General features: G+C 39.4%; 19 protein-coding genes. 13 read left to right on the forward strand and 6 right to left on the reverse strand.

Annotated features, from left to right (window positions below):
* The first annotated feature begins 37 nt into the window (after positions 1–37).
* The 3 genes from MKY71_RS00755 (at position 38) to MKY71_RS00765 (ending at position 2,165) form a co-directional block, all read left to right on the forward strand.
* The gene (locus MKY71_RS00755) at positions 38–667 is read left to right on the forward strand and encodes a glucose-6-phosphate isomerase (RefSeq protein ID WP_340731238.1); all 630 of its coding nucleotides are present in this window, start codon (positions 38–40) and stop codon (positions 665–667) included.
* A 37-nt stretch (positions 668–704) separates the two neighbouring features.
* Complete coding sequence (locus MKY71_RS00760; protein WP_340731239.1) at positions 705–1,523, forward strand: metallophosphoesterase; 819 nt, start codon at positions 705–707, stop codon at positions 1,521–1,523.
* A 285-nt stretch (positions 1,524–1,808) separates the two neighbouring features.
* On the forward strand, positions 1,809–2,165 hold the full coding sequence (locus MKY71_RS00765) for a rhodanese-like domain-containing protein (RefSeq protein ID WP_340731240.1): 357 nt from the start codon (positions 1,809–1,811) through the stop codon (positions 2,163–2,165).
* A gap of 64 nt (positions 2,166–2,229) precedes the next feature.
* Here the strand turns inward: MKY71_RS00765 and MKY71_RS00770 are convergent, their stop codons facing one another.
* Positions 2,230–3,405 carry an alanyl-tRNA editing protein gene (locus tag MKY71_RS00770; protein ID WP_340731241.1) on the reverse strand — a complete coding sequence of 392 codons (1,176 nt, stop codon included), beginning with the start codon at positions 3,403–3,405 and terminating at the stop codon, positions 2,230–2,232.
* A 134-nt stretch (positions 3,406–3,539) separates the two neighbouring features.
* Between MKY71_RS00770 and MKY71_RS00775 the strand changes: the two genes are divergently transcribed.
* Positions 3,540–3,848 (forward strand): DUF6509 family protein, encoded by a 309-nt coding sequence (locus MKY71_RS00775; RefSeq protein WP_340731242.1) that lies wholly within the window; start codon positions 3,540–3,542, stop codon positions 3,846–3,848.
* Between the two features lie 35 nt (positions 3,849–3,883).
* Here MKY71_RS00775 and MKY71_RS00780 read toward each other — a convergent pair whose 3' ends face one another.
* The 3 genes from MKY71_RS00780 to MKY71_RS00790 all read right to left on the reverse strand — a co-directional run bounded on the left by MKY71_RS00780 (position 3,884) and on the right by MKY71_RS00790 (position 7,244).
* Complete coding sequence (locus MKY71_RS00780) at positions 3,884–4,339, reverse strand: helix-turn-helix domain-containing protein (protein ID WP_340731243.1); 456 nt, start codon at positions 4,337–4,339, stop codon at positions 3,884–3,886.
* 209 nt (positions 4,340–4,548) lie between these two features.
* Positions 4,549–6,150, reverse strand: a complete 1,602-nt coding sequence (locus MKY71_RS00785) for a gamma-glutamyltransferase family protein (RefSeq protein WP_340731244.1) — start codon at positions 6,148–6,150, stop codon at positions 4,549–4,551.
* Between the two features lie 155 nt (positions 6,151–6,305).
* Positions 6,306–7,244, reverse strand: a complete 939-nt coding sequence (locus MKY71_RS00790) for a Gfo/Idh/MocA family protein (RefSeq protein WP_340731245.1) — start codon at positions 7,242–7,244, stop codon at positions 6,306–6,308.
* Between the two features lie 169 nt (positions 7,245–7,413).
* Here MKY71_RS00790 and MKY71_RS00795 point away from each other — a divergent pair, with 169 nt between their 5' ends.
* The 5 genes from MKY71_RS00795 to MKY71_RS00815 all read left to right on the forward strand — a co-directional run bounded on the left by MKY71_RS00795 (position 7,414) and on the right by MKY71_RS00815 (position 14,603).
* Positions 7,414–8,745, forward strand: a complete 1,332-nt coding sequence (locus tag MKY71_RS00795) for an FAD-dependent oxidoreductase (RefSeq protein WP_339174744.1) — start codon at positions 7,414–7,416, stop codon at positions 8,743–8,745.
* A gap of 594 nt (positions 8,746–9,339) precedes the next feature.
* Positions 9,340–9,582 carry a spore protein Tlp gene (locus MKY71_RS00800; RefSeq protein WP_339174745.1) on the forward strand — a complete coding sequence of 81 codons (243 nt, stop codon included), beginning with the start codon at positions 9,340–9,342 and terminating at the stop codon, positions 9,580–9,582.
* A 271-nt stretch (positions 9,583–9,853) separates the two neighbouring features.
* Complete coding sequence (locus MKY71_RS00805) at positions 9,854–12,451, forward strand: cation-translocating P-type ATPase (RefSeq protein WP_340731246.1); 2,598 nt, start codon at positions 9,854–9,856, stop codon at positions 12,449–12,451.
* 168 nt (positions 12,452–12,619) lie between these two features.
* Positions 12,620–13,615: a nucleotide kinase gene (locus MKY71_RS00810; RefSeq protein ID WP_340731247.1), complete on the forward strand. Its 996-nt coding sequence runs from the start codon at positions 12,620–12,622 to the stop codon at positions 13,613–13,615.
* A 205-nt stretch (positions 13,616–13,820) separates the two neighbouring features.
* On the forward strand, positions 13,821–14,603 hold the full coding sequence (locus MKY71_RS00815; protein WP_340731248.1) for an SDR family oxidoreductase: 783 nt from the start codon (positions 13,821–13,823) through the stop codon (positions 14,601–14,603).
* 67 nt (positions 14,604–14,670) lie between these two features.
* Here the strand turns inward: MKY71_RS00815 and MKY71_RS00820 are convergent, their stop codons facing one another.
* Positions 14,671–15,042 carry a YbgA family protein gene (locus MKY71_RS00820; RefSeq protein WP_340731249.1) on the reverse strand — a complete coding sequence of 124 codons (372 nt, stop codon included), beginning with the start codon at positions 15,040–15,042 and terminating at the stop codon, positions 14,671–14,673.
* A 234-nt stretch (positions 15,043–15,276) separates the two neighbouring features.
* Here MKY71_RS00820 and MKY71_RS00825 point away from each other — a divergent pair, with 234 nt between their 5' ends.
* The 3 genes from MKY71_RS00825 to MKY71_RS00835 all read left to right on the forward strand — a co-directional run bounded on the left by MKY71_RS00825 (position 15,277) and on the right by MKY71_RS00835 (position 18,843).
* The gene (locus MKY71_RS00825) at positions 15,277–16,572 is read left to right on the forward strand and encodes an acetamidase/formamidase family protein (protein ID WP_340733592.1); all 1,296 of its coding nucleotides are present in this window, start codon (positions 15,277–15,279) and stop codon (positions 16,570–16,572) included.
* A gap of 111 nt (positions 16,573–16,683) precedes the next feature.
* Positions 16,684–17,202, forward strand: coding sequence for a hypothetical protein (locus MKY71_RS00830; RefSeq protein ID WP_339196898.1), 519 nt, complete (start codon positions 16,684–16,686; stop codon positions 17,200–17,202).
* A gap of 183 nt (positions 17,203–17,385) precedes the next feature.
* On the forward strand, positions 17,386–18,843 hold the full coding sequence (locus MKY71_RS00835; protein ID WP_340731250.1) for a Fe-S-cluster redox enzyme: 1,458 nt from the start codon (positions 17,386–17,388) through the stop codon (positions 18,841–18,843).
* A gap of 40 nt (positions 18,844–18,883) precedes the next feature.
* Here MKY71_RS00835 and MKY71_RS00840 read toward each other — a convergent pair whose 3' ends face one another.
* Positions 18,884–20,068 carry a CaiB/BaiF CoA transferase family protein gene (locus tag MKY71_RS00840; RefSeq protein ID WP_340731251.1) on the reverse strand — a complete coding sequence of 395 codons (1,185 nt, stop codon included), beginning with the start codon at positions 20,066–20,068 and terminating at the stop codon, positions 18,884–18,886.
* A 572-nt stretch (positions 20,069–20,640) separates the two neighbouring features.
* Between MKY71_RS00840 and MKY71_RS00845 the strand changes: the two genes are divergently transcribed.
* Positions 20,641–25,047 carry an S-layer homology domain-containing protein gene (locus MKY71_RS00845; protein WP_340731252.1) on the forward strand — a complete coding sequence of 1,469 codons (4,407 nt, stop codon included), beginning with the start codon at positions 20,641–20,643 and terminating at the stop codon, positions 25,045–25,047.
* Positions 25,048–25,152: the final 105 nt, after the last annotated feature.

The raw sequence follows: 25,152 nt of genomic DNA on the forward strand, positions 1-25,152 counted from the left end.
TGGCATTTTGATACTTCTTATAATAGTAGGTATAGCTATGATAGTTACAAACGTGTTAGTTTCAAAGGTGCAAATTTGGAAGCCGAAAAGAACACTTTGGTTTACTGTAATTTACTTTAGTTGTGGAATATTGGCACTTGTCTATTTGCTGTTGGTATCGGGCAATGTGGAAAAGATTGCTTCAGATAAAGTTTTACAGCAGCAACTGGAGGAAACTGAACAGCTGGAGAAGGATTTAAAAAATCGTCAGTTTGAAAGTCTGAAGGAAGAGCATCTGAAATTCACCAAAACATTTGAAGCAACGGCAGAAAACATTGAGGTTATTCGCAAACAAACGGGCCATCACTTACCGGTCTTTATTTCCTGGACCGATTCAAATGACAATAAAATAGAGGTTTCTTATTATGAGACATCGCTATACTTGAATCGTGTTTATATTTCGCCGTATGTTACAGCTCCAAAGATTTGGTGGAATGAAAATAAGCTATACATTGAGGAGACCGAAACGAAAGTTATGGCAAAATCAATGCGTTTGTCTATGGAACTATTAAGCTCTTCGGAGTATGAAAGCTATAATCATCCACTCAACGAATTAATTGGTAAACGGATTTTACACTTGAATGTTCCGAAACAGTTCAATATTATTGATAAAGATGGGTGGTATTAGTAGCTGCTTAAAACTCACAATGAATTGAGCGAATAAATTGAAAAAGTTATTGAAATTAATCATTTTTATAGGTGTTGTCTATCTATTTTTATATATAAATAATAATTGGCTTGTAACGACTGATTATGTACATGAATCAGAGAAAATTCCGGCGAGTTTTGATGGATACCGGATTACTCAAGTGACCGATCTGCATGATGCGACATTCGGGGAAAATCAGTCACGGTTAGTAAAAAAAGTACGGGCTACCAAACCGGATGCTATTTTCTTAACGGGTGACTTAGTAGATAGTCGCCGCTATGACCTGGAAAACAGTTTGCAGGCTGTCCGCCAGTTGGTCGAAATTACGGATGTATACTATGTCCTCGGTAACCACGAAGTTGCATTGAATTTAACAGATGAAATATATACTGCTTTAAATGAGCTCGGTGTCCATGTAATGCCGAATGATGCGGTTCAATTGGAGCGCAACGGAGAGCACATTATCATTGCGGGTGTTGAGGACCCGTTAATGGGAAAAGAAGTGGGTCAGTCGATAGATGAAGCCCTTTACAATATGGATCCGGACGCATTTAAAGTGTTATTGTCGCATCGTCCTGAGCTGTTTGAAACATATATTGAAAAGGAAATCGATTTAGTGTTTACAGGGCATGCACATGGCGGCCAAATTCGTCTGCCATTTATCGGCGGACTTTTTGCGCCAACACAAGGTTTCATGCCAAAATATACTGCGGGAATTTATGAAGAGCAGGAAACGGAAATGATCGTAAACAGAGGGTTGGGGAATAGTCTGTTTCCTTACCGGGTCTTTAATTTGCCTGAAATTTATGCCGTTGAGCTGAAAAAGGAAAGCTAGTCAGTATTTTTTTCTAATATATGCTGCATGTTTTCTAATAAGCTTGAAAAAGTTCTAATATAATGTGGGAGTTCTAATAAATGTTCAAGAAGTTCTAAAATAGGTTTTAGTTCTTCTAATAAACAGGTGAACTGTTCAAATAAAGTGTTCCATTGTTCTAATAAACTCAAAAAAGTTCTAATATAATCCCATAAGAGTAGGGATCCCTTTCTAAAAGCGCAAAATATTCGTAAGCTTGTGCAGAGTATCGTAAAATAAGTGAAAACAGATCTTAGGAGTATGCAAATGGAAGGGATTATTACACTACTTGCAATGGTGGGAATTATTGCAATGATCGTGCGTTTTATGCCGAAAAAAGGCGTGAAATATATTACGACAAAAGAGCTGCAGCCTTTACTGGAAGACGAGAAATATGTATTTGTGGATGTCCGTACACCAAATGAATATAAAGAGGCTCACATTCCTCAGTTTATTAATCGTCCTCTAGGAACGTATTTAGGGGATTTGCCGAAAGATCGGCCAATTGTCGTCATTTGTCAAAGTGGTGCGCGCAGTAATAAAGCGTGCAAGGAACTTGTGAAGCTCGGTTATACCGATATAACAAATGTCCGTCGTGGTATGAATGGACTGCGTGCAGGTTAAACAGAAGAAGCTAATGAATGGTACAATCCATCATTAGCTTCTTTTTCATTTATCCCGCAACAGGTTATTGAATGGCTTCTTTCATAGCCTCAATCAGCGCTTCTGCTGAAATAGTTTTTTCACCGCCGCCTTGCACAAGTGCATCATTTCCGCCGCCTTTACCATTAATGAGCGGTAAAGCAGCAGCAGAAATATCTTTCATCGATTTCGTTTGCTCACTGCCGCGTGCCGCAACAAATTGTAGCTTGTCTTCATTATCGGCAACGAGCAGTGCAATTGCTTCACCATTTTGCTGAGTGATAAAACGCGCCAGCTTCTGCAGACTTTGAATTGAGCGGTTTTCGAATGTCGCTGCAGCAACTGCTTCGTTTGCTAACTCTTTTGCTTCAAATTCAAGAAGGGCGTCTTGCGCTTCCGTTAAACTTTTCTCTGTTTGCTTGGCCGTTTTCGCGAATTTACGCAACGCATCAGCTGCTTCTTCTTCCGGTGCGCTCAATTGGCGGGCAACATCGCTTAAAACCTGTTTACGCATAGCCAGCTGCTGTAATACGCGATTACCGCAAACGAAATGTATACGAATCTGCTTCTTCATTTTCTCCGTAGCTAAAATCTTCAACAAGCCTACTTGTCCGGTAGAAGTAGGATGTGTACCGCCACAGCCGTTGTAGTCATAGTCAGGGATAATGACTAACCGGATATCTTCGTCGACTTTTACATCTTTTCGTAAGTTATATTGCGCTAATTCCTCTTTTGTCACCCATTTTGTTTCAATCGGACGGTTTTCCAAAATGATTTCATTAGCACGTTTTTCCACTGCCGCCAACTGATTTTCAGATACTTCACCAACATTTAAATCGATTGTGACAAGCTCTGTTCCTAAGTGGAAGCTTACTGTCGCCATATCGAATAATTCCACAAAGGCTGCCGTTAAAATATGCTGTCCCGCATGTTGTTGCATATGGTCGAATCGACGCGACCAATGTAATTTCCCGGATATTTCCCCGGAAATATTCGACACATCGGCTGCCGTATAATGACGAATTTCCTCATCAATTTTCTCAACATCAATAATTTCCAGTTCATTAATCCAGCCTGTATCATGGGGTTGCCCGCCACCAGTAGGATAAAATGCCGTATTGTTCAGTACAATGAAATTTCCCGTTTCATCTTTACCTGTTTTCACAACCTGTGCCGTAAATTCCTTCATCATTGCATCTTCGTAATAAAATAGATTTTTCAAAGTCCATCACTCCTTAATTTCTAGTTTGTCATATGAAAACGTTGCTGTCACGGTGTAAATGAATGATTGTTATTTGACGCGCGGCAATTTTCGTTTATGATAAAATAGAAGCATTTCCCGGAAGGAGCATGAATATGAATATTACGCAATTTTCAATAGAAGAAATTTTAGATCCGACGAAGATTATTGAAGGTAAGCGTTATGAGTTTTTATTAGATGTTGAAGTGGATGAGGAAGATGAACTGTATTCCGCTGCAGGACTAGAAATTCGTGTAATCGTTGGAGTAATAGATGACAACGTACGCATCGTGAACTATTTTATTATTGATAAAGCCAATAATGAGTTTTTGGATTTTGCATTGGAAGAAGAAGAAGAAGCAATGATTTTAGCGTTTTGCAAAGAGGAATTATTTGCTGTTTCAAGTGAAACAGAAGCTGAATAATCAACAAAAAAAGGTAGCAAATTCGCTACCTTTTTTTAATCAATATATTTCGTTTTCAGCTGGTCTGCACCGATCCCGCCGATTACCATTAAGGCTAATGGCAAGAAGTTTGAAAGGACTTTTGGCAATCCTTCGGGAATGATAATATCCATACCAGCAAAATAATTTAAGCCTATTATAATCAGTTTTACGACCAATAAGAATACCCCTAATAAAAACACGCTATCGAAGAATGCTTTCCATTTTGGATACGCTAATTTCTTACTATCTCGAATTACTTTTTCTTTCAATTCTCCGTCACTCCTCAACATTTCATCGATTGTGATGCCGAATAAATCACTCAAATCAATGATTACTTCAATACTCGGATAGTTTTTTCCGGTTTCCCATTTAGAAACGGATTGGCGACTAACATGAATTTTCTCGGCAAGCTCGGCTTGTGACCAACCTCTTTTTTCTCGTTCTTTTTTTAATCGTTCACTAAAAATCATGTGAGTCATCCCCTTCCTTGTTTTCAGTATTGATGAATTGTACGGGTAAAGTAAAGATAGTTATAGGTGCGTCAGGGCGCAACCTCGTGTTGACACTGATTTTTCCCAGTCTAATCATAACTTATAATGTTCAAAAAATAAAATTATAAAAGGAGTATCCCGCAAATTTACTTCAACGGGATACTCCTGTTTTGTTGTTATAAGTTATTTTACCAAGCGGCAATTGCGCCATCTGTACGTGGTTCTGTTCCGCCGTACAACACGCCTGTCTGCTGGTCACGCCAAATAATCTGGCCGCGTCCGAAACTGCCGCCGTCGACTGCAACATGAATGTCATGACCTTTCCGCTGCAATGCCTGCACTAAATAACTAGGGAAGTGGGGTTCGACTTCAACGCGTTTTTCCCCGATCCATTGCCATCTCGGCATATCAAGTGCTGCTTGCGGATTAAGTGCAAAATCAATTGTGGACGTAATGACCTGGAAATGACCTTGAGGCTGCATATAGCCACCCATTACACCAAATGGGCCAACTGCTTCATTATCCTTCGTCAAGAACCCTGGAATAATTGTATGGTATGTACGTTTTCCTGGCTTTAAGAAGTTCGGGTGTGTCTCGTCCAGCGAGAAGTCATAGCCACGGTTTTGAAGTGCTATACCCGTTTTCGGAATAACAATACCTGAACCGAAGCCCATATAGTTACTCTGAATATACGACACCATATTGCCATCTGCATCAGCTGTTGCTAAATACACCGTACCGCCTTTTGGAATGTCGAACGGTTTCGGATCAAGTGCTGTATCGCTGATTTCCGCAAAGCGTGACTCTCCATAAGATTTAGATAATAGTGTTTCGACATTTACCGGCATTTCATTTGATTCTGTGACAAATGCTTTGCCGTCCGTATAGGCAAGCTTCATCGCTTCGATCTGATTATGTAGATTTTCTGCATCCTGCCACTTTGGCTCCGCATGCTGATAAATATTCAGTGCCATCTGTGCGACGATGCCTTGGCCATTCGGCGGGATTTCCCATACATCATAGCCTTTGTAATGCACTTTAATCGGGTTCACCCACTCTGGCTCGTAGCTTTCCAAATCTTCCTTTGAAATAAAGCCGTTATGTTTTTTCATAAAGGCATCGATTTTATCTGCAATCTCGCCTTTATAGAAAGCCTCGCCATTTGTTTTGGCAATTTTGCGCAATGTATCCCCATGTGCTGGGGAACTCCATACTTCGCCAATTTCCGGCATCCGTCCATCGATTGAAAACGTTTCAAACCAATGCTGGAATTCTTCAGTTGTGAAGTTCTTTTTATATTTTTTATAGGCCGATTGCCAGTATTGTCCAAGTGTTACGGAAATCGGATAGCCTTCTTCTGCGTAGGAAATGGCAGGGGCCAATACTTCATTTAAAGGCAATTTCCCGAATCGTTTAGAAAGAGCTGCCCATGCCGATGGTGCGCCAGGAACAGTAACCGGAATTACTCCATGCATCGGAGTTTGATCTAATCCTCGCTTTGTTAATGCTTCTTTGGAAATCGACTTGGCAGAAGGACCCGAAGCGTTTAGCCCGTAAAGTTCATCCTTCATCCAGACAAGAGCAAAAGCGTCCCCGCCGATTCCATTTGATGTAGGCTCAACGACAGTAAGTGCTGCTGCTGTTGCGATGGCAGCATCGACTGCGTTGCCGCCTTTTTTTAAAATGTCCAGACCAGCCTGTGCTGCGAGCGGCTGGGATGTTGCGACCATTCCGCGATTGGCGATGACCGTATTACGCTTACTTGGAAATGGATAATGTAAATGATCCACAAAAAATCCCCCTTTGTTTTTAATGACTCAATAAAACGAATATTACGACTATTTTAGTATAGAAGGGGGTATTTTACAATTTAAATATTTCAGAATCCGAAATAAAAAACTGTTTGGAAAGGAGAATTCGCTTTCCAAACAGCTTCGAAATCGTATTACTTCAACAATTCATCAATCCAGCGTTGCACTTTTAGACCTTCCTCGAATGGTACGACAAATGCTTTCTCGCCTAAAAGGACTTTTCGGCATGCATCGAGCATTGTTTCAGGAGTTTCAGTAGGAGTAATTGCCACTTCCGGCTCATATGCTTTACTTGTATAAACTTCAGACCAGTTTCGTAACGTTACCACCTTTCCGGTGCCGAAAATTTTAAAATCGATGCGCTCTTCCTGGCCGATGCCTGCAAGACCGTTAATGACCATTGGAATACCATTTGCTGTTTTCGCTAAAGCAGTTACCCCAACTTCACAAAGTGCCTCATCTGCGGGATAAGCCGTTTCATGCGCCAAAATTTCAATATCACCGAATAAATGGTGCGTTAATTGCAAATAATGCGGGAAAATCTCCCGAATAAAGCCACCTTGTTCACGTGATGCAATCCAAGGGTTTTGCTGCCATTTTCGCGGCCATTCAGGGAAATATGTATGCAGCTCAATACGTGTAATGTCACCCAAATCTTTTGTCAGCTCTTGTTTTAGCTGATGGACTGCTGCACCGTACATTAATGGAAAATGCATCGCTGTTTTTACATTAGCTTCATTTGCAATGCGTACCATCGTTTCACCGTCCGCTGCATCATGGGCAAGCGGTTTTTCCGATAAAATATGTAATTTGTGCTTTGCGATTTCTGCAGCAAGTGTTGCATGGCTGACAGGCGGTGTACCAATATACACCCAGTCCGGTTTTAAATTCAATAGCGCTTGTAAATCATTCGTAGTGGGTACATTATATTTGGCGGCCAGTTGTGCTGTACGTGCTTCATTCGTATCAAAAATTGCCGCAATTTCATAATGTTCATTTTGCAGTGCCTGGTTAATAATACGTTCACCGACAACACCAGTACCGATAATGCCGATCGTCGTTTTTTTAGTCATTTAAATGGCTCCTTTAAGATGAAATGTAGGATTTTTCTGATAGTTAGTGTAACATATTTTGGGAATACATAGGATTACGAAACAATAAGAAATGATAAGCTATTAATAGAAATAATTTTTGGTAGCATTTTATAAGAGAGAGAAAAGTGTATTGAGGAGTGGATCAAATATGAAAGTTGTAATTATAGGCGGCGACGCGGCAGGAATGAGTGCAGCGATGGAAATTGTGCGAAATAATAAAGCTGCGCACATTGTCGTTTTGGAAAAAGGAGAGGTTTATTCTTACGGCCAATGCGGATTGCCATACGTAATTAACGGAAAAGTCACTAATACAGAAGAATTGATTGCAAGGGATGTTGAGGAATTCCGCTCGAAATACGGAATTGACGCACGAATTTTCCATGAGGTGACGGCAGTTGATACAAAACTGCAAAAAGTGAGCGGTATTGATGTAAACAGCAACGAACCTTTTGAATTTATATATGATAAATTGCTCATCGCAACAGGAGCATCGCCAACAATGCCGAAAATCGAAAATAATCATTTAAAAGGGATTCATACAGTAAAAACAATTCCGCAAATGAATGAACTGATGGAACAGTTGCCAAACGTGAAGCATGTTACGGTCATCGGCGGAGGCTATATTGGTCTGGAGGTTGTTGAAACAGTCCGGGAGCGTGGTCTGGATGTACGTCTTATTCAACGAGGAAGCACATTAATGTCGATTTTGGATTCGCAGTTGACTGATATTATATATGAAGAAGCAGTCAAAAATGGTGTGGAAGTTTTACTGAACGAAGATACGATAGGCTACGAAGGAACTGAATTTGTAGAGGCAGTTCGGACGAGCAGTGGGGTACATAAAACAGACCTCGTCATCGTCGCGACAGGAGTACGCCCAAATACACAGTTTGCACAAGGATTTGCCAAGCTGGAAAATGGAGCCCTTATCGTCAATGAAAAAATGGAGACTTCGATTGCTAATGTATATGCAGCAGGAGACTGTGCATCTCATTTTAACCGTGTAAACCAAAAGAATGATTATTTACCGCTTGGTACGACTGCAAATAAACAAGGGCGAGTAGCCGGATTGAATATTGCCGGCTTTAATCAGAAGTTCAAGGGCATTGTCGGGACATCCATTCTGAAGTTTTTCGATCTGCATATCGGCATGACAGGATTAAATAACGAAGCGGCAGATCGTTTAAATGCACTTGTAGAAGTGTATGAAATGGAAGTAAATGATATTGCAAGCTACTATCCGAATGTCCGGCCGATGAAGCTTCGAATGCTTGTCGAACAGCAGAGCCGTAAGCTTGTTGGTCTTCAAATAGTAGGAAAACATGGTGTTGATAAACGGATTGATGTATTTGCGACAGCGCTATACAATGAAATGACCTTCGAGGAATTGCTGGACTTGGATTTAGCGTATGCACCGCCATTTAGCGGCGTATGGGATGCGATAATGCAGGCGCCAAAACGATATGGGAAAAAAGAATAAAACGTCAAAAGCTCCAGCTACTATTGGGAAATAGCTGGAGCTTTTTGGTGTCTAACTTCTTTTAGTAGCATCTTCCCACCTTTATGAAAGGTTGCAAGATGGCTGGAGGAAGTGTTTATATGTGTTTAAAGTGTGTGTTATAAACACTCGCTAAATGAAGTTAAAACCTCAGGTGGATATCCAACGTTTGGATACAATTACGCTGTGACGTAATCGGCAAAGAGGTGTTAGTCAAATATGTTCAAATTAATTATGTATAGTTCTGCGTTCATTCATGCTAGCAGCTATGTCTTTCTGCAAAGGTGGAATCATGATGAAGGCTCACTACTTGTTTTGAACTTATCCATACTATAGCGCATAATTATTAGTAATACGTCATTTTAATGAATATGTAAATAACATGTAAAATAGCAAAATTTACGACAAAACCTTTCGTAACAAGGGTTCGGAGGTATTTTTGATGCTTTTTAAATTTTTTTGTTGTAGTTGTATAACAAAAATATGACATCTGTGACGAAATAAAGAAAAATTATTTTGGAATAAATAAAGGGATGCAAAACAAACTAAATTTATCATCGAAAAGGAGGAATCATGATGAAAAACGACAGACATGAAGTTTTTAATAAAGGATCGGAAAATGCGATAAGTTTAGGGAAAATGATTAACAATACAAAAGAAAATATACATGAAGCTGAAATTAGTAAAGAATTTGCGCTTCCTGAAGAACTGGAAAATATTGAAGAGAAAAATGCACGTCGCAGAACAGCCATTGCCCAAATGGAAGAACAAATTAGAGAAAGAAAAGCAGCCAAAGCTAGAAGGGACTCATTTAAATAGCTTTTTAAAAGTTTGGAAGTAAAGCGTCCTGAAATGAAAATCAATACTCCCGAATGCAGAAAAGCAGCAATTTTCTTAAATGGAAAATTGCTGCTTTTCGTTTTGTTCCACACTTTTTTATACAAAACTAAGTTTCCACAGATTTTTATTGGGAAGTTTTCATTTTCATATTAAAACTATCATACAGTGTTTTGGGAGAGTTCTTCTATTTTAAATGGGATTGCTCAAAATAGTTATTTGCACCAATCAAATGACTTAAAGGAGGTTTTAAATGAAGGTGACAGAATTTTACCAAGCATCTGTACAAGAGGTAATGAAAAAGTTAGATGTGACGCAGTATGGATTATCTGATTACGAAGTCCGGGGCCGTTTGAAAAAGTATGGCTATAACGAATTAAAAGAAGGTAAGCAGAAAAATATCTTTCAAGTTTTCTTCGAGCAGTTCCAGGATTTTTTGGTGCTGATTTTAATTATTGCGGCTATTGTTTCAATCTTCCTTGGAGATACGGACAGTTCCGTAGTCATTTTAATTGTCATTATATTGAACGCCCTTCTCGGAACGGTTCAACATGTCCGGGCCGAAAAATCATTGAACAGTTTAAAGGAACTGGCGGCCCCTGTTTCAAAAGTTAAACGTAACGGAGAAATTATTGAAATACCATCTAGAAATGTAATAGTCGGGGACTTGCTCATTTTGGAAGCAGGCGATTCTATTAGTGCGGATGGACGAGTAGTGGAAAGTCATAGTTTGCAGATAAATGAAAGTTCATTAACAGGCGAATCTTTGGCGGTCGATAAAGTAGCCAATCCGATTATTGAAACAGAGCTTGCACTAGGAGACAGAAAAAACATGGTGTACTCCGGAAGCTTTGTGACAAATGGTCGTGGGGCAGTGGCAGTTACTTCAATCGGGATGAATACGGAAATCGGAAAAATTGCAAAGCTGATCGATAATGCGAAAGAGAAAAAAACCCCTTTGCAAGTCAACCTTGATAAATTCGGAAAGCGTCTTGCCATCGGAATTATCCTGATTTGTATCGTAATTTTCGCTTTGGATATTATTCGGGGGCGTGAGCTGATTGACTCCTTTATGTTTGCAGTTTCTTTGGCTGTGGCGGCAATTCCTGAAGCATTAAGTTCAATTGTAACGATTGTTCTGGCAGTAGGAACTCAAAATATGGCAAAGGAAAATGCAATTATCCGTAAGTTGCCTGCAGTAGAAAGTTTGGGAAGTGTATCGATTATTTGTACTGATAAAACCGGAACGCTGACACAAAACAATATGACTGTTCAGGAAGTTTATACAGGGGAGCAGTTTTTCTCTTCTAACGAGCTCGAGCTAAGCAATCCGAATCATAAGAAGCTGATCGATTTCGCAATCCTGTGTAACGATTCCATGATGTTAAGGGATAAAACGATCGGGGATCCGACAGAACTTGCACTCGTTAAATTAGGACATGAGTATGAACTGAGCGAGCAATTGATACGTGGGCTTCATCCGCGTGTTGGAGAAATTCCTTTCGATTCCACTAGAAAATTAATGAGTACCGTTCACAGAATGGGCAACCGCAATGTCATGATCACAAAGGGAGCAGTGGACGAGCTTATTCCTCGTATCAGCCGTATTGAGTCAAGCAGCAGTTCGATTATAACAAGCAAGCAGATAGAACAGATTAATCAAGCGAATACTGCATTTTCGAATGCCGGATTACGGGTAATTGCCGTTACGTATAAAGAAGTATTTTCTTCTAATATAAGTGAAAAGGACGAGCAGGGCCTAACATTTATCGGTTTGATTGCAATGATGGATCCTCCGCGCGATGAATCGGCACAGGCAGTTGCAGACTGTATTGAAGCGGGGATTAAACCTGTCATGATTACAGGGGACCATAAAATTACGGCAATCGCAATCGCAAAACAGCTGGGCATCTTAAAAAACCCTGATGAAGCAATTGAAGGCAAGGAAATTGAAAAGCTCTCGGACCGCGAACTGAAAAATAAGGTGGAAAATTTATCTGTCTATGCCCGTGTATCACCGGAACACAAAATCCGGATTGTAAAGGCATGGCAAGAAAAAGGACATGTTGTCGCGATGACAGGAGACGGGGTAAATGACGCTCCAGCATTAAAGCAGGCTGAAATTGGTGTAGCAATGGGGAAAACAGGAACGGAAGTAGCCAAAGATGCGTCAGCGATGATTTTAACAGACGATAATTTTTTAACGATTGTCAAATCGATTTCGAATGGGCGAAGCATTTACGCCAATATTAAAAACGCGATTAAATTCCTGTTATCCGGAAATGCAGGGGCCATTTTCGTTGTTTTATATGCGACCCTTTTTGCATTACCGGCTCCGTTTTTGCCGATCCATTTGCTGTTTATCAACTTATTGACAGATAGCCTGCCAGCGATTGCAATTGGTTTGGAACCGCATAACAAGAAACTGATGAAGGAAAAACCGCGGCATATGAATGAGTCACTGTTAAATAAAAAATTCGTAACCCAGGTAGGATTTGAAGGGCTAATCATTGCGGCAGTCACAGTTATTGCCTTCCAGGTAGGCTTATCGACGGGTGATACAGCAGTTGCCACGACAATGGCGTTTGCGACATTATGTTTATCAAGATTGCTGCATGGATTCAATTGCCGTTCGGAAGAATCTATTTTAAAAATAGGGATTTTCTCAAATTTGGCGGTTTGGATTGCCTTTTTACTCGGGTTTACAATACTGAATTTTGTACTGATCAATGGATTATTCGAGGTAGCCAATTTGACGAATAGCCAATATTTAATGATTTACGGATTATCGTTAGTGCCGTTAGTTATTATCCAAGTCCGTAAACTGTTTTTCGGATCTTCCAAGGCATAGCTAGAAAATGTAATGAACAAAAAACGCATATGGCAACTTTTTTAACCGGTTAACATAAAAATAAAGTTAACAAGGTTATGGAAGGATGACATTATTAGCACGACAATTAAACATTTCTTCGGCCAGGCAATGACAGGGCAAGGGATTAAAAACATTTATAAAGAGTTAATGAATGAAGCGAAAGCTGTGTATTTATTAAAAGGTGCGCATGGGTTCAAAGTTTCGGAGTTACTGCAGAAAATCGGGGCACATTACTTTGAAAAAGGTGCACATATTGAGCTTTTTCATGATCCATTATTTGAAAATACGGTCGAAGCTGTTTATATTCAAGCCCCTCATCACATTTTAATTGTTCAAGCGACAAACCCGTCAATAGAACCGGTACTACCAGGGTTACGGGATCATGTCATTTCCCTTTATGACTGTGTGGATGAACAACATATTTCATTGAATGGAAATCTTCCTTCAGTGAATGAATCGAAACAAGCTTATTATGACCAGTGTTTTGCGAAGCTTTCAAATGCTATTCATATTCATGATGACTGGGAAGTGGAAACGAGAAAACAGATGGAATGGAGCGGATTGAACCAGCAGTTTGCTGAGTTGTCGCACAATCTATTCGGTGAAACAAATCGGGAGCAATCCGGACAGCTTACACACCGTCTGCTTGGAACATTAACGCCAACAGGAGCTCGGGACACTGTACAGAGTATTACACAAAATCTTGAAAAGAGATTGTTTATTAAAGGATACCCGGGAACAGGGAAGTCTTCGATGATGAAGAAATTGGCGAACGAAGCGATAAGTAGGGGGTTTGATGTACAACTCGTTTGGTGCGGACTGGATTCCAATTCGATCGATATGGTCATTATCCCGGAACTGAAATTCTGTATTTTTGACAGCACGGAACCGCATGTATATTTTCCGGATGAAAATCGTCCTGGTGACGAGATTTTCGATATTGCCCAGCATTGTCATCCGACAGAAGTAGAGCTAAAGAATATAGAAGCAATCACAGAAAAATACAAAGCAACGATGACCGATGCAAAACATTTTGCGGCGAAATACGCAGAACAAGAGCGGAAATTTCGTGAAGCGATAGATGCTGCTATCAATTTGGATGAATTCAATAGACGTACAGCATTACTGTTTGAGCTTTTCTGATAAGGATAAAGAAATTTATAGGCATGGGTCCGAATTCATCTCGGGACCATGCCTTTTTGTAATAGTAGAATCTATATAACAATTGTTATTTTAGAATAGTTTATAAATTTTCAAAATAATAAATTTTTTAGGAGCTATAAATGTTAATCAAACAGAAAATACTGTATGCTGATGGTGAGCTTTTCATTACAAAGGAGGACAACTCATGAATCGTTTTGAAGGAAAAGTTATAATTGTTACTGGTGCAGGATCGGGATTAGGACAAGCTGCCACATTACAGCTTGCAAAGGAAGGCGCAAAGCTTGTACTCGTAGATTTGAATCAGGCAGGCCTGGATGAAACGAAGAAAAAAGTGCTGGAAGTCGCTCCTAATGCTGAAACATTGTCAGTAACAGCAAACGTAGCTACGGAAAGTGAAGTTGAAAATTTTGTGAATCAAACGGTTGAAAAATTCGGCAAAATTGATGGTTTCTTTAACAATGCGGGAATTGAAGGGAAGCAAAACTTAACTGGAGATTACGGTATTGATGAATTCCATAAAGTTATCTCCGTCAATTTGAACGGTGTATTCTATGGTATGAAATATGTGCTGAAAGTGATGAAGGAGCAAGGATACGGCTCGATTGTCAACACAGCATCTGTCGGCGGGATCCGTGGCGTCGGAAATCAGTCAGGCTATGCGGCTAGTAAACATGGCGTTGTCGGGTTAACACGTAACTCGGCGATTGAATACGGGCAATATGGAATTTCGATTAAAGCAATAGCACCGGGTGCGATTATGACGCCAATGGTAGAAGGCTCACTGCGCCAAATAGGTGGGGATAACTGGGAGGAAGTCGGCAAGGAGTTTGTTAAGCCGAATCCGATGAGACGTTTCGGTAAGCCGGAAGAAGTCGGTTATCTAGTGGCATTCCTGCTATCGAACGAAGCGGACTTCATCAACGCAGCCGTTATCCCAATCGATGGCGGCCAGTCTTATAAATATTAAAAGTTAAATGTTAATCCCCTTAAACAAGTTTTAAGGGGATTTTCCCTCCTAGAGCTCGCTTTCTTTTTCAACGATTCAATACCCGGCTTTCCAGTAAATACGTCACCTCGTATTTCTCTGCCAATCTTCTTATAAAGGCTAATAGCTCATTGAAATCTGTTGTTTGGATCAATTGTTCATACTGTTTTTTCTCTTCCTCGGTTGCAACTTTCTTGAAATACCCCCACATATGTTGGCAAGCATTGCGCATGCTGCCTGCTGTTGGAGATAAGCTTAATGCCTGTTCGATCAGCGCTGAAATTTCTTCATAAGAAGCCTTATTTTTCATCGCCTGACGAATTGCATTGTAGTGATTTTGGCTATAAAACATTACATTGTACTTTTCTTCACGCCAAAGGATTTCCGTTTTCTTTTGATCCATAAAAGATTCCTCCTTCACGATTTCCTTCTGCATAATCTACTAGTTGCTCACATTATATAAGATAGATAAAAGTTTTGCTTTTATAAGGAGTCAAATTCAACGTATAGTGTGAAAAATTGTATAATGAAGATAGCTTTCAAATTTTCTGAATTTACTTAAAATTGAAGAGAAAGAGGGATTCCGATGGTAAATGAACTAACATCAGTGAATGGACACGTAACAGGAGAGTCGGTCTACCAGGGTAAACCGGTCATTCAGGCTGCTGAAACACTATTCGTCAATGAATTTACAGATGGTGTTTTAAATCCGAATGCACCTATGTTAGGGCCTTTAAAAGATGGGGGTACAATCATTGCCAATACAGCTCCTGGTTGTTGGGGCCCAATGATTACACCGGCGATACGCGGAGGACACGAAGTAACGAAGCCCGTATATGTAGAAGGAGCGGAAGTCGGAGACGCGATCGTCATCCAAATTAAGTCGATTCAAGTTACATCGATTGCGACTTCTTCGGGAACAGACGAAGCGCAAAATGAGCGATTTATCGGAGATCCTTTCGTTAAGGTGAAATGCCCGGGCTGCGGGAAACTCCATCCGCCGACAATTGTACAAGGAATCGGTCAGGAGTCTGTAAAATGTATGACTTGCGGAACGGATACAACCCCTTTTAAAATTTCCAACGGCTATACAATGGCATTCAATTCGAAAGGGAATGTCGGATTGACGGTCGGAAAAGAAGCTGCGCGCCGGATTGCCCAAGACAGCAAAAATTTTATGCGAACTCCGGAAAATTCAGTTCAAAATCCGATTACTTCATTTGCGCCGAGTGACCTGATCGGGGTACTTGCAAGAATGCGTCCGTTTGTTGGTCAGCTTGGGACAACACCGTCAAAAGCAATGCCGGATTCTCATAATGCTGGTGACTTCGGAACGTTTTTAATCGGGGCACCGCATGAATTTACAATGACTGAAGATGAGCTGAATATCCACCGTACAGATGGGCATATGGATATTAACCGCGTGCGTGAAGGGGCTGTTGTCATTTGTCCTGTAAAGGTTCCTGGTGGCGGTGTATATGTAGGGGATATGCATGCAATGCAGGGCGATGGTGAAATTGCAGGACATACGACTGATGTATCGGGTATTGTACAGCTGCAGGTAAGTGTACTGAAAAAAGTAAACTTGGATGGTCCTATCTTGCTGCCGAATGTTGAAGATTTACCTTATACCGCAAAACCATTTACGAAAGAAGAAAGACGCATAGCACGAGAGCTGGCTGAAGAGTTTGGTGTAAAGCAGGTAGAAGAGAGCTTCCCGTTGTCAATTGTAGGAACAGGGGTTAACTTAAATGCGGCTACAGAAAATGCACTGGAGCGTGCGGCAAAGTTATTTGAACTGACAGTGGAAGAAGTAAGAAACCGTGCAACAATTACAGGTGGTATTGAAATTGGCAGACATCCGGGTGTTGTGACGGCTACCGTTCAAATGCCAAAATCACTTTTGAAAAAAGCAAGACTGTTTAAAACAATTAAGCACCAATATGCCTGAATGCCACGGTTCCATTATTAGTTGCACTACGGCTATAATTAATTAGATAAGTTTTTGTTCTTTATTTTTCGGGAAATAGGAAATTACTAGAAAAGTAGAGGGGATGAAGCAATGCAGCCATTGATCAAGAAGATAGAAGCTCTTGTCATCTCGATTAGCGTTCAGTCCGGTATTGGTATTATTGAAGCAATTAGTGAAAAAGACGGCAATAAGAAAGTCATATTCCAAATTACATCAAAAACGCCTTTAATGACAAAGGACGGGCACCAGATTGGGGCATCTGCCATTCCGGTCAAGGCGAAAATCATTGCCTTTATTGATTCCAGAAATCCGTTGCCGATGATTTCTCCGCCTCATACAACACCATTACTCATTATTTTTGACCAGTATGATAAAGAAGGTGAAGTATGTGTCGGTGCATTTGACCGGGTGTTTTACTGTGATCAGTTGAAACTTAAACTCCATATTAGTGAAAAAACAGAAATAGTGGATTTGGCGGGAAAGCGTGTAGATCAGAAAGATATGGACGGAAAGATGCTTTTTGTTTTTTATGATCATGCAACTAAAAGCAAACCCGTGCAAGCCAAACCATCAAAAATTATCGTGACCTCTATTTTGCATAACGAATAGCCATGATGCATATCGATTTCAATTGTTAGTACGTATGTTTTAAGCAATCTATCATACGAAATGCTGCAAATGAAACGATATGCTTTTTTTGTGGAATCAAACTGAAGGAAAGTAAATAAATTAAATATGTTACATCCACATTTATTTTTTGGTATATTTTTGTATAGAAATAAGGTGGAAAATATGGAGGGATCTTTGTTGTTGCTTTCATTTGATGAGCAGCTCTTTCAACAGACGAACGGACAAACAGGGAAAAAGCTAGAGCAGGCTTTGGAAGATAAATTTCAATTTGTAAAACAGACTGCGATTTGGGGCGCACCTATACAGAGCAGTGATTTTTTGCTGGAACAGGAGCGTGCAGAGAAGTTTTGCTTTCAGTTAATTAAAACCTATTGGGGCAGATTAGACTTATTTAATAGTGATTCAGTGCAAGAGACGAATTCTTTGAATGAAAAAATGGAACAGTTTTTTGCCGAGTCCGAAAACAGAAAAGTGCTATTTTCATTTTTACATAACCATGGTGAAGTGGCATTTGATCAGCTAATTGAATATATTTTTTCAAAGCCGGTCCCTGTAACTCATATAGAAACAGAATTAAAGAAAATTTATGTATATGAAGTGAACAATCATTTTTTTGTTCAACCGATTTATTGTGCAGATGAAAAGTTTTGGCAAATAATCGGTGCGAAAAAGATTTATTCACTGTTTTTACAAGTACCTTTAATGAATATGACGAGACCAGTTGAATTAATGCGGCATTTTAAAGCATTGCTTGCCGGTCAGCTGACAGCAAATCGCATTGCAACAATTATTCATAAGCTCGTACAGAAGATAGATGATGAAAATCCGAAATCGGATGAAGTAAAGCAATTGCATCTGTTAAATGTCCGCACGCATTTTACGAGCGGGCGACGCCATATGCTGAAGCTCCGAAAATGTATTCAGGCATTACTGGAAAACTGGTCAACCGGAACGTTTGCATTAAATACGAAAGAGCAAACACTGCTTGGCTATATGTTGTTTCAAGAAGCGGTTTATAAAAGGGATTACCGGAGTATTTTACTGCAAGGAATGTATTTAATTGAGGAAGAACGGATAAACAATCATGCGATTGAACTTGTTGTTGAATATGCGGATGTGTTGAGCAGCATGAACCCGCAGCCTGATACACTTGTGAAAGATTACCGGAAAAACTACTTGGAGCATGTCTTTTATGAACTGATTAATAGTGTTGTAAAAGAAGAACAGTTTGAGCTTGGGATAGAGCTGCTGAAAAATTATGAGCTTGCATCATGTGCAGCCATATTCCAGCTCCTTCATGCAGAAGAAACGGAAACGATTCTGCATATGATTGAGGCAACTGTTCAACGTGATATTGCTCTATTTGTTGATGGTTCGCCACAAAACATTCGCGAATCGATCATTATCTGGCAGCAACATTATTTGAATAAAAACAGCGATTATTATCGTATAGCTGAAATGACATCACAGCATATTTGCAATTTGTTGAAAATACTGTTTTGGGCTGAAGAAGATGTGCTAGTGGAGAAACTGTTAGCGGTCTATAAAAAATATTTGCTCATCCCGCATCATTTCCAGTATTTGCGCCAGTTTATTGAGCGCCGCGTAGTGATATGTTAACAATAAAGAGGTGAGGCATCCATTGCCTCACCTCTTTATTTTACTGTAATACACCGGCTTTTGTCAGTTGCTCGATTTGCTCTTTACTATAGCCGTAAGCGGTTAAAATTTCCTCGGTATGTTCACCTATTTTTGCACCTACATGTTTGTAAGTCGGTTCAACACCGCTTATTTTCAAGGCTGTTCCAATTTGGCGTTGTGAGGATCCATCCGGTTTCTGAACATCTACAAGCATATTCCGCGCTTTAATTTGCGGGTGTTCACAAGCTTCGTCAAATGTAAGAACCGGTTCCACACATCCATGGAAATCTTCATTGAAAATTTCAAGCCATTGATCGAATGTCTTCGAACAAAATGCATCGGTAACTGCTTCTTTAAATCGTTGCTGTGTATAGTAGGAGTCATTGAATGTGCTGTCGATTAGTTCGGGAATGCCAAGCGCTTCACATAGCAGTTTGCGGAACTGAGGCTCCAGGCTGCCGACAGAAAAGTAACGACCGTCTTTCGTACGATAGTAATCATAAAATGTTCCACCATTTAAAATTTCCTCTTCCGGCTGTGGTGGTCGACCGCTTCCTAGATATTGCGTGCCATATAAAGCATTCATCGAAAACATCGCATCGGTCATCGAGACATCGATAAATTTCCCTTCGCCAGTTTTTTCACGGTGTAGAGCAGCCGCTAAAATTCCGATAGCGGCATGCATTGTCCCGCCGGCAATATCCGCAATTTGAATTCCCATTGCAACAGGTTTTTTATCTTTCAAACGGGAATGATTCAACACCCCGCCAATCGATAAGTAGTTATTATCATGACCTGGTCGTGTTGCATATGGTCCGGTTTGTCCATAGCCGGTAATTGCGCAGTAAATTAGGCGCGGGTTATATTCACGCAATGTTTCATAGTCGATTCCGAGGCGCTTCATTACACCCGGACGGAATCCTTCAATGATAATGTCGTAATCTTGGATAAGCTTTTTAATAATTTCGATGCTCTCCGCAGACTTTAAATTGAGCTGCAAAGATTTTTTTGAACGGTTTAAATGCTGATGGAAGTAGGATTCCTTGTCCTCATCATAGGGAGGCATAATCCGCATTAAATCAACACGGCGTTCTGACTCCACATGAATCACATCTGCTCCGAGATCCGCAAACATCATTGACGCAAGCGGTCCAGGCAATAGAGAAGAAAAATCCAAAATCTTTAACCCATTTAAAATCGTCATACCCATCCCCCTTATGTGTTGAACAGTTGCTTTTGAAAGTAGAATGTAGAACTAATACAAACGAAAGCTCCGAAAGAGCAATATATGCTACCACCTTCAAAAAAATATAAATATAAGAAAAAGAGTCCCCTTATTATCTAATTCTCTATACTCTATTATATTTTAAATACTCTGAAAATTATAGTGCGAAAATAAGCAAAATGTGCAGAAATATAGGAAAAACAAATAGAGATAGATTATTTACTGTTTTTTAAAAAAAGTATCTATAGTTATGAATAAAATGGTATTTTAGTGAATATTAACTAAGTATAGAAACCCTATTAAAGATTAGATAGTTTTTAGCTAGGGTAAAATATGGATGGTTGGCTATTTATTTATAGAACGGTTTTGCTTTATGACAATATGTCGGAGCAGGATCGTTCCTTTTTTTGTCCAAATTTAGAAATCCAGAATTAAAATGAAAAACTACATAAATTTCATACAGTTTTGCGCACTGTTAGCCGATATAAATAATAGAAGTTTTTACTAGATTGAACATGTGACGACATTTCAAAAAGGAGGGATTTTCTAACATGGACTCGAAAAAAGCACAAAAACTTTCAAAGGCAGCGGTCGCAACAGTTTTGGCGACAAGTGGTGTGCTAGTCGCAATACCTCACCAGGCAAATGCCTATTCATTCAGTGATTTAAACCCAAATGCGGATTATTATGAGCCGATTATCGATTTAGCCAACCGTAAAATTGCAACAGGCTATTCAAACGGTACATTTAAACCAAACGCAGCAATTACTCGTGAAGATGCCGCAAAAATGCTGGCACTGACGATTGATGTTAATATAACAAATCCAAAAAATCCCGGCTTTAAAGATGTGACGGTGAATAATCCAAACTATCGTTACATCGCTGCATTGGCAGAAGCGGGTGTCATTAGTGGCTATTCAGATAAAACTTTTAAGCCAAAAGAGCCGATTACACGCGGACAAATGGCGAAAATATTAACGCTTGGCTTCAAGTTTGGCGTTTCCACAAAACTTAACCACGGTTTTAAGGATGTTTCGAATAAAAATGCCAATGCATATTTTATACAGACACTTTACGATTTGAATATAACAAAAGGAAAAACTCCTGTTTCATTTGATCCATTTAATACCGTAACACGCGGACAGATGGCGACTTTTATTTGGCGTGCAGAAAAAGCAGACCGTGGCAACCCTGTCTACGTAGTCGGGGATATTGTAGGAAATCAAATATACATAAACGGTGTCGCGTACACTGTGGCATCCCATTTACGCAGTATTATTAATGCGGGAAATCAAAATGTATTAAAAGGTGCCTATATCGAAGGAAGCTATTCAGGGAAGACCCTACAAAATATTTCGAAGCTGACAATCAATGCGAGCGGAAATTCTTCGCGTTTATTGGCGCTTGATGGGGGCTATTCTTCGTTTGCAGGAGAACTTGTCGTTCATGGAAGCTATGTTCGCTTTAAAAATATTAATTTTACAGGACGTGTAGAAGTTGCAGAAGCACCTCGACGTTCTCTTGGCGCATTGGAGAATGTACGCATTGCAAGTATAGGAAACTTCGCATCGTTTATCGACTGGGGAACACCTACAGATCCGAAAAATGAAGATTTCCTAAACCCTGTGGATAAGGAAACGCTACAGGATAAGCCGGATCCGACAAAACCTGAGCACCTGCAAAAGTATACTGAACGGATGGCGAACATTAAGAAGTATGTGGATTTTGAAAATGCGGATATTCGTCAATTGTATGTAACGGCTGACCGTACGTTTTTAAAAGCCAACTATGATATCGACCGCCTGACAGTTCAGGGAAATGTAGCAAATATAGAGCTGTATGCAAGCCCGAAAGCAATGTATATTGATACGGACTATAATGTCTCTATTTATGGCGTACATGATATTCAATATGTCTACAAAAATACATTGAAAAATGTGTATCTGAATACAGACAGCACGTATGATTATTATTACATTACATCAAGCAACGGCTTTACGAATCTTGGTACACATGCCTATATTTCTAAAGCGATTATCCCAAACAACAAAACAGTAAATGATGTGTTTGACGATTATAAAATCGATGATCCGAACATTGGTTATGTGGAGGACGAAGACGGAAAAGCAGTTGACCGTGATCCGGTTGAAAATACGATTGTTACCGATGTTACGTCTCCAACCATTACACAGCTGGATGTGGAAGCAGGCGGATCGACAGCCGATGTGACATTAACAGCAGATGAAGATGGTACGTACTACTATGTCATTAAAAAGGCGAATGAAAAAGCGCCGACAATAAGCGAGATTAAAACAGGCGGTACAAAATATAACGGCAATGGTCCACTCGTAATGGACGAGCCTGTGAAATTTACTGTATCCGGTCTGGAGACAATGACGGACTATGTCATTTATGCAATCGTCATTGATGATGCGGATAATGTATCGGAGAAGGAAGAGCAGGAATTCTCGACAATCGATAACCGACCACCGACATTCCGCCTCGATAAAGGCGAAACGATGTATGGCGGTAAGCGTGTACAATTTGTTATTAAGGGAATTACCGAGCCGGGCGAATACTATTACTATATTCGCGAAAAATCACCCGTTACGATGCCGGATCCGACTGTCGATGAAATTATGAAACGCTATACGGGAAAAGGGACAATTACAAAACCTGATGATGTTGTCATTACTGAAACGAAATATGGTGCAACTCCTGCAATCGGTGATATTAAGCCAAATACAGAGTATGAAATATATGCGGTGATGGTCGATAAATCAGGAAATAAAATGCGCAACCCTGCTCCGAAGATTACGTTGAAGACAGAAGCACCGGATACGACTTATCCGTATGTTATTAATACTGAATTAACGCCTGTAAGTTCATCTAATTCAAATGAAGGTTACTTTTACATTTCAGTCAGTGAAGAGTTAGATAAAGCAAGCGCTGAAAATGTTAATAACTATGTATTATCAGGAACCGGCATTGTCAATATTACAGGTCAAAAAGAAATTAAACCTAGTGAAGTAATTTATTCTGATAAACGTATTCGTATTAAGATTCCTTCTGTTACAGCATTGGTAAATGGAGATACAATTCGTGCAACGGTATTACCAGGAGTAAAAGACTTGGCGGAAAATGAATTTGAAAGCGCGCTAACAGCTCCTGGAGGAAATCCACCACGTAACTATGCGGTATATAACCATACCGATGCATTAGCGCCAAAATTAAAGATTGATAAAGTTGAATCTTCACCAACAGACAACAAATTTTTAATTGACGTAACGACCAATAAAGCTGGTACTTATTACTATATGATATTGGAGAATGGATATTTTGATGATAAAGATACTATTACACCACGAGATTTTGTTGATGAATTTGATTCTGAAACAGTAACTGGAAAATTTCAAACGGATAGTTTAAATGATTATTTAGCTAAAGGTACCGGACCGGCAGAATTAGGGAAAATTACATTGCCGCCTATTTCTAGACCAAGTGGAATCAGTGAATTTAAAGATTACTCTATTTATATTTTGCTAAAGGATCGTTCAGGAAAGATATCCGTTTGGGATCAAAAAACATTGATTACTGATACAAAGCCACCATTGACTTCGAATTATATTATTCAGTCACCAATAACAGGAATAGATAGATATAAAAATGAAACAGCTTTAATAACATTTAATTCAGATGAGAATGGTACACTTCATGTGGCAGCAATCCCTAAGTATAGAAAAGATCCAAATAATACCAATACCTATATATGGAATACAGATTCTAAAGGTGCAGACTATTTTAATCATACGACCAAAGGTTTATTAGAAACCCGTTCGGAAATTAAGAATATCAATAATACTTCCTTTGATAATAAAACACGTTTACAATACTTTACAAGTTTTGCTAACCAGGCTGGTCTTTATAAAAAAGAAGGGTTTAAAGCTGGTAATCCAACAGTTGAAATTACAAACTTAAATCCACATATGGAATATTCATTTTTAATAGGTGTAGAAGATGTATATGGTAATTTTACGATAAGAGAGGTAGATAATGATACTCCACCAATATCGACAGATGAGCCGAATGGTAAACTAATTGTTAAGGATTTTTATACGGATGGTGTGAAGCCATATCTTACAAATTCAGTTATTTATCGTAAAGGAGATCCGTTAGAAACTAATACAGCGGAATTTACCATTACTTTTAATGAGTCAATTATGCGACAAAATGATGTAAGTAAGTTTAACAAGTCTAGTATTATACCAGGTTTTGATTTATCAAAAATAATGAAAATAACAGATAACAGCTCAGATAATATCACTGATCAGTTTTCAGTGAAGAGCTATACCCCTGGAACGTCGACAGGTAGTCAGTCGACTTTAGTAATAACAACATCAACTGCTGTATCTTCTACAGCTAGTGACACGATAAGAGTTACAATGCTTGAAAATAACGAAGACGCATATGATTATGTAGACAAAAATGCATTTAATCTAGATGTCATCGGTAAGTACTACTGGCCAGGTAAGATTAAAAATGAATATTGGGGCGCAGAACTTGTTAATCCGTCGATATTAAATGGTAGGAAATATTCTAAAAAACTAGAAGTCGGTGTAGGATTTGGTGTTGTTATAGGTAGAGATAATGACCTTGATTTAACTATAAACCAAACGCTATATTACGCAACTCTCGTAAATAAAACAAAGGTAACTTCTGAAGAGATTTTTGCAGCTTATAGAGGATATACAGTGTCGGGGATACAAACAGTGCAAACAAAAACCCTAACAGCAAAAGATATTGCTGGAGTGATTGAGTTAACGCTTCCCGAAAACGAAAACGAAAACGATACAGCAGTATTTAGAGAAGATGATCATATAGCGGCATTTACTATAGATGATTTCGGGAATATAGTTTGGTTGTATGAAAATTCTAATAACTATATAAAAATTAAGTAAAATTTCCTGTGCTGGATATATGCAAAATTAAACTTTAAATGGGAATGTAGTACAACAAGTGCTTGAAAAGTAAAAACCAACTCCACAAAGCGAAAGCCATGTGGG

This window comes from Solibacillus sp. FSL W7-1324 (assembly GCF_038008025.1).
In the GTDB taxonomy this organism is placed as follows: Bacteria; Bacillota; Bacilli; order Bacillales_A; family Planococcaceae; genus Solibacillus.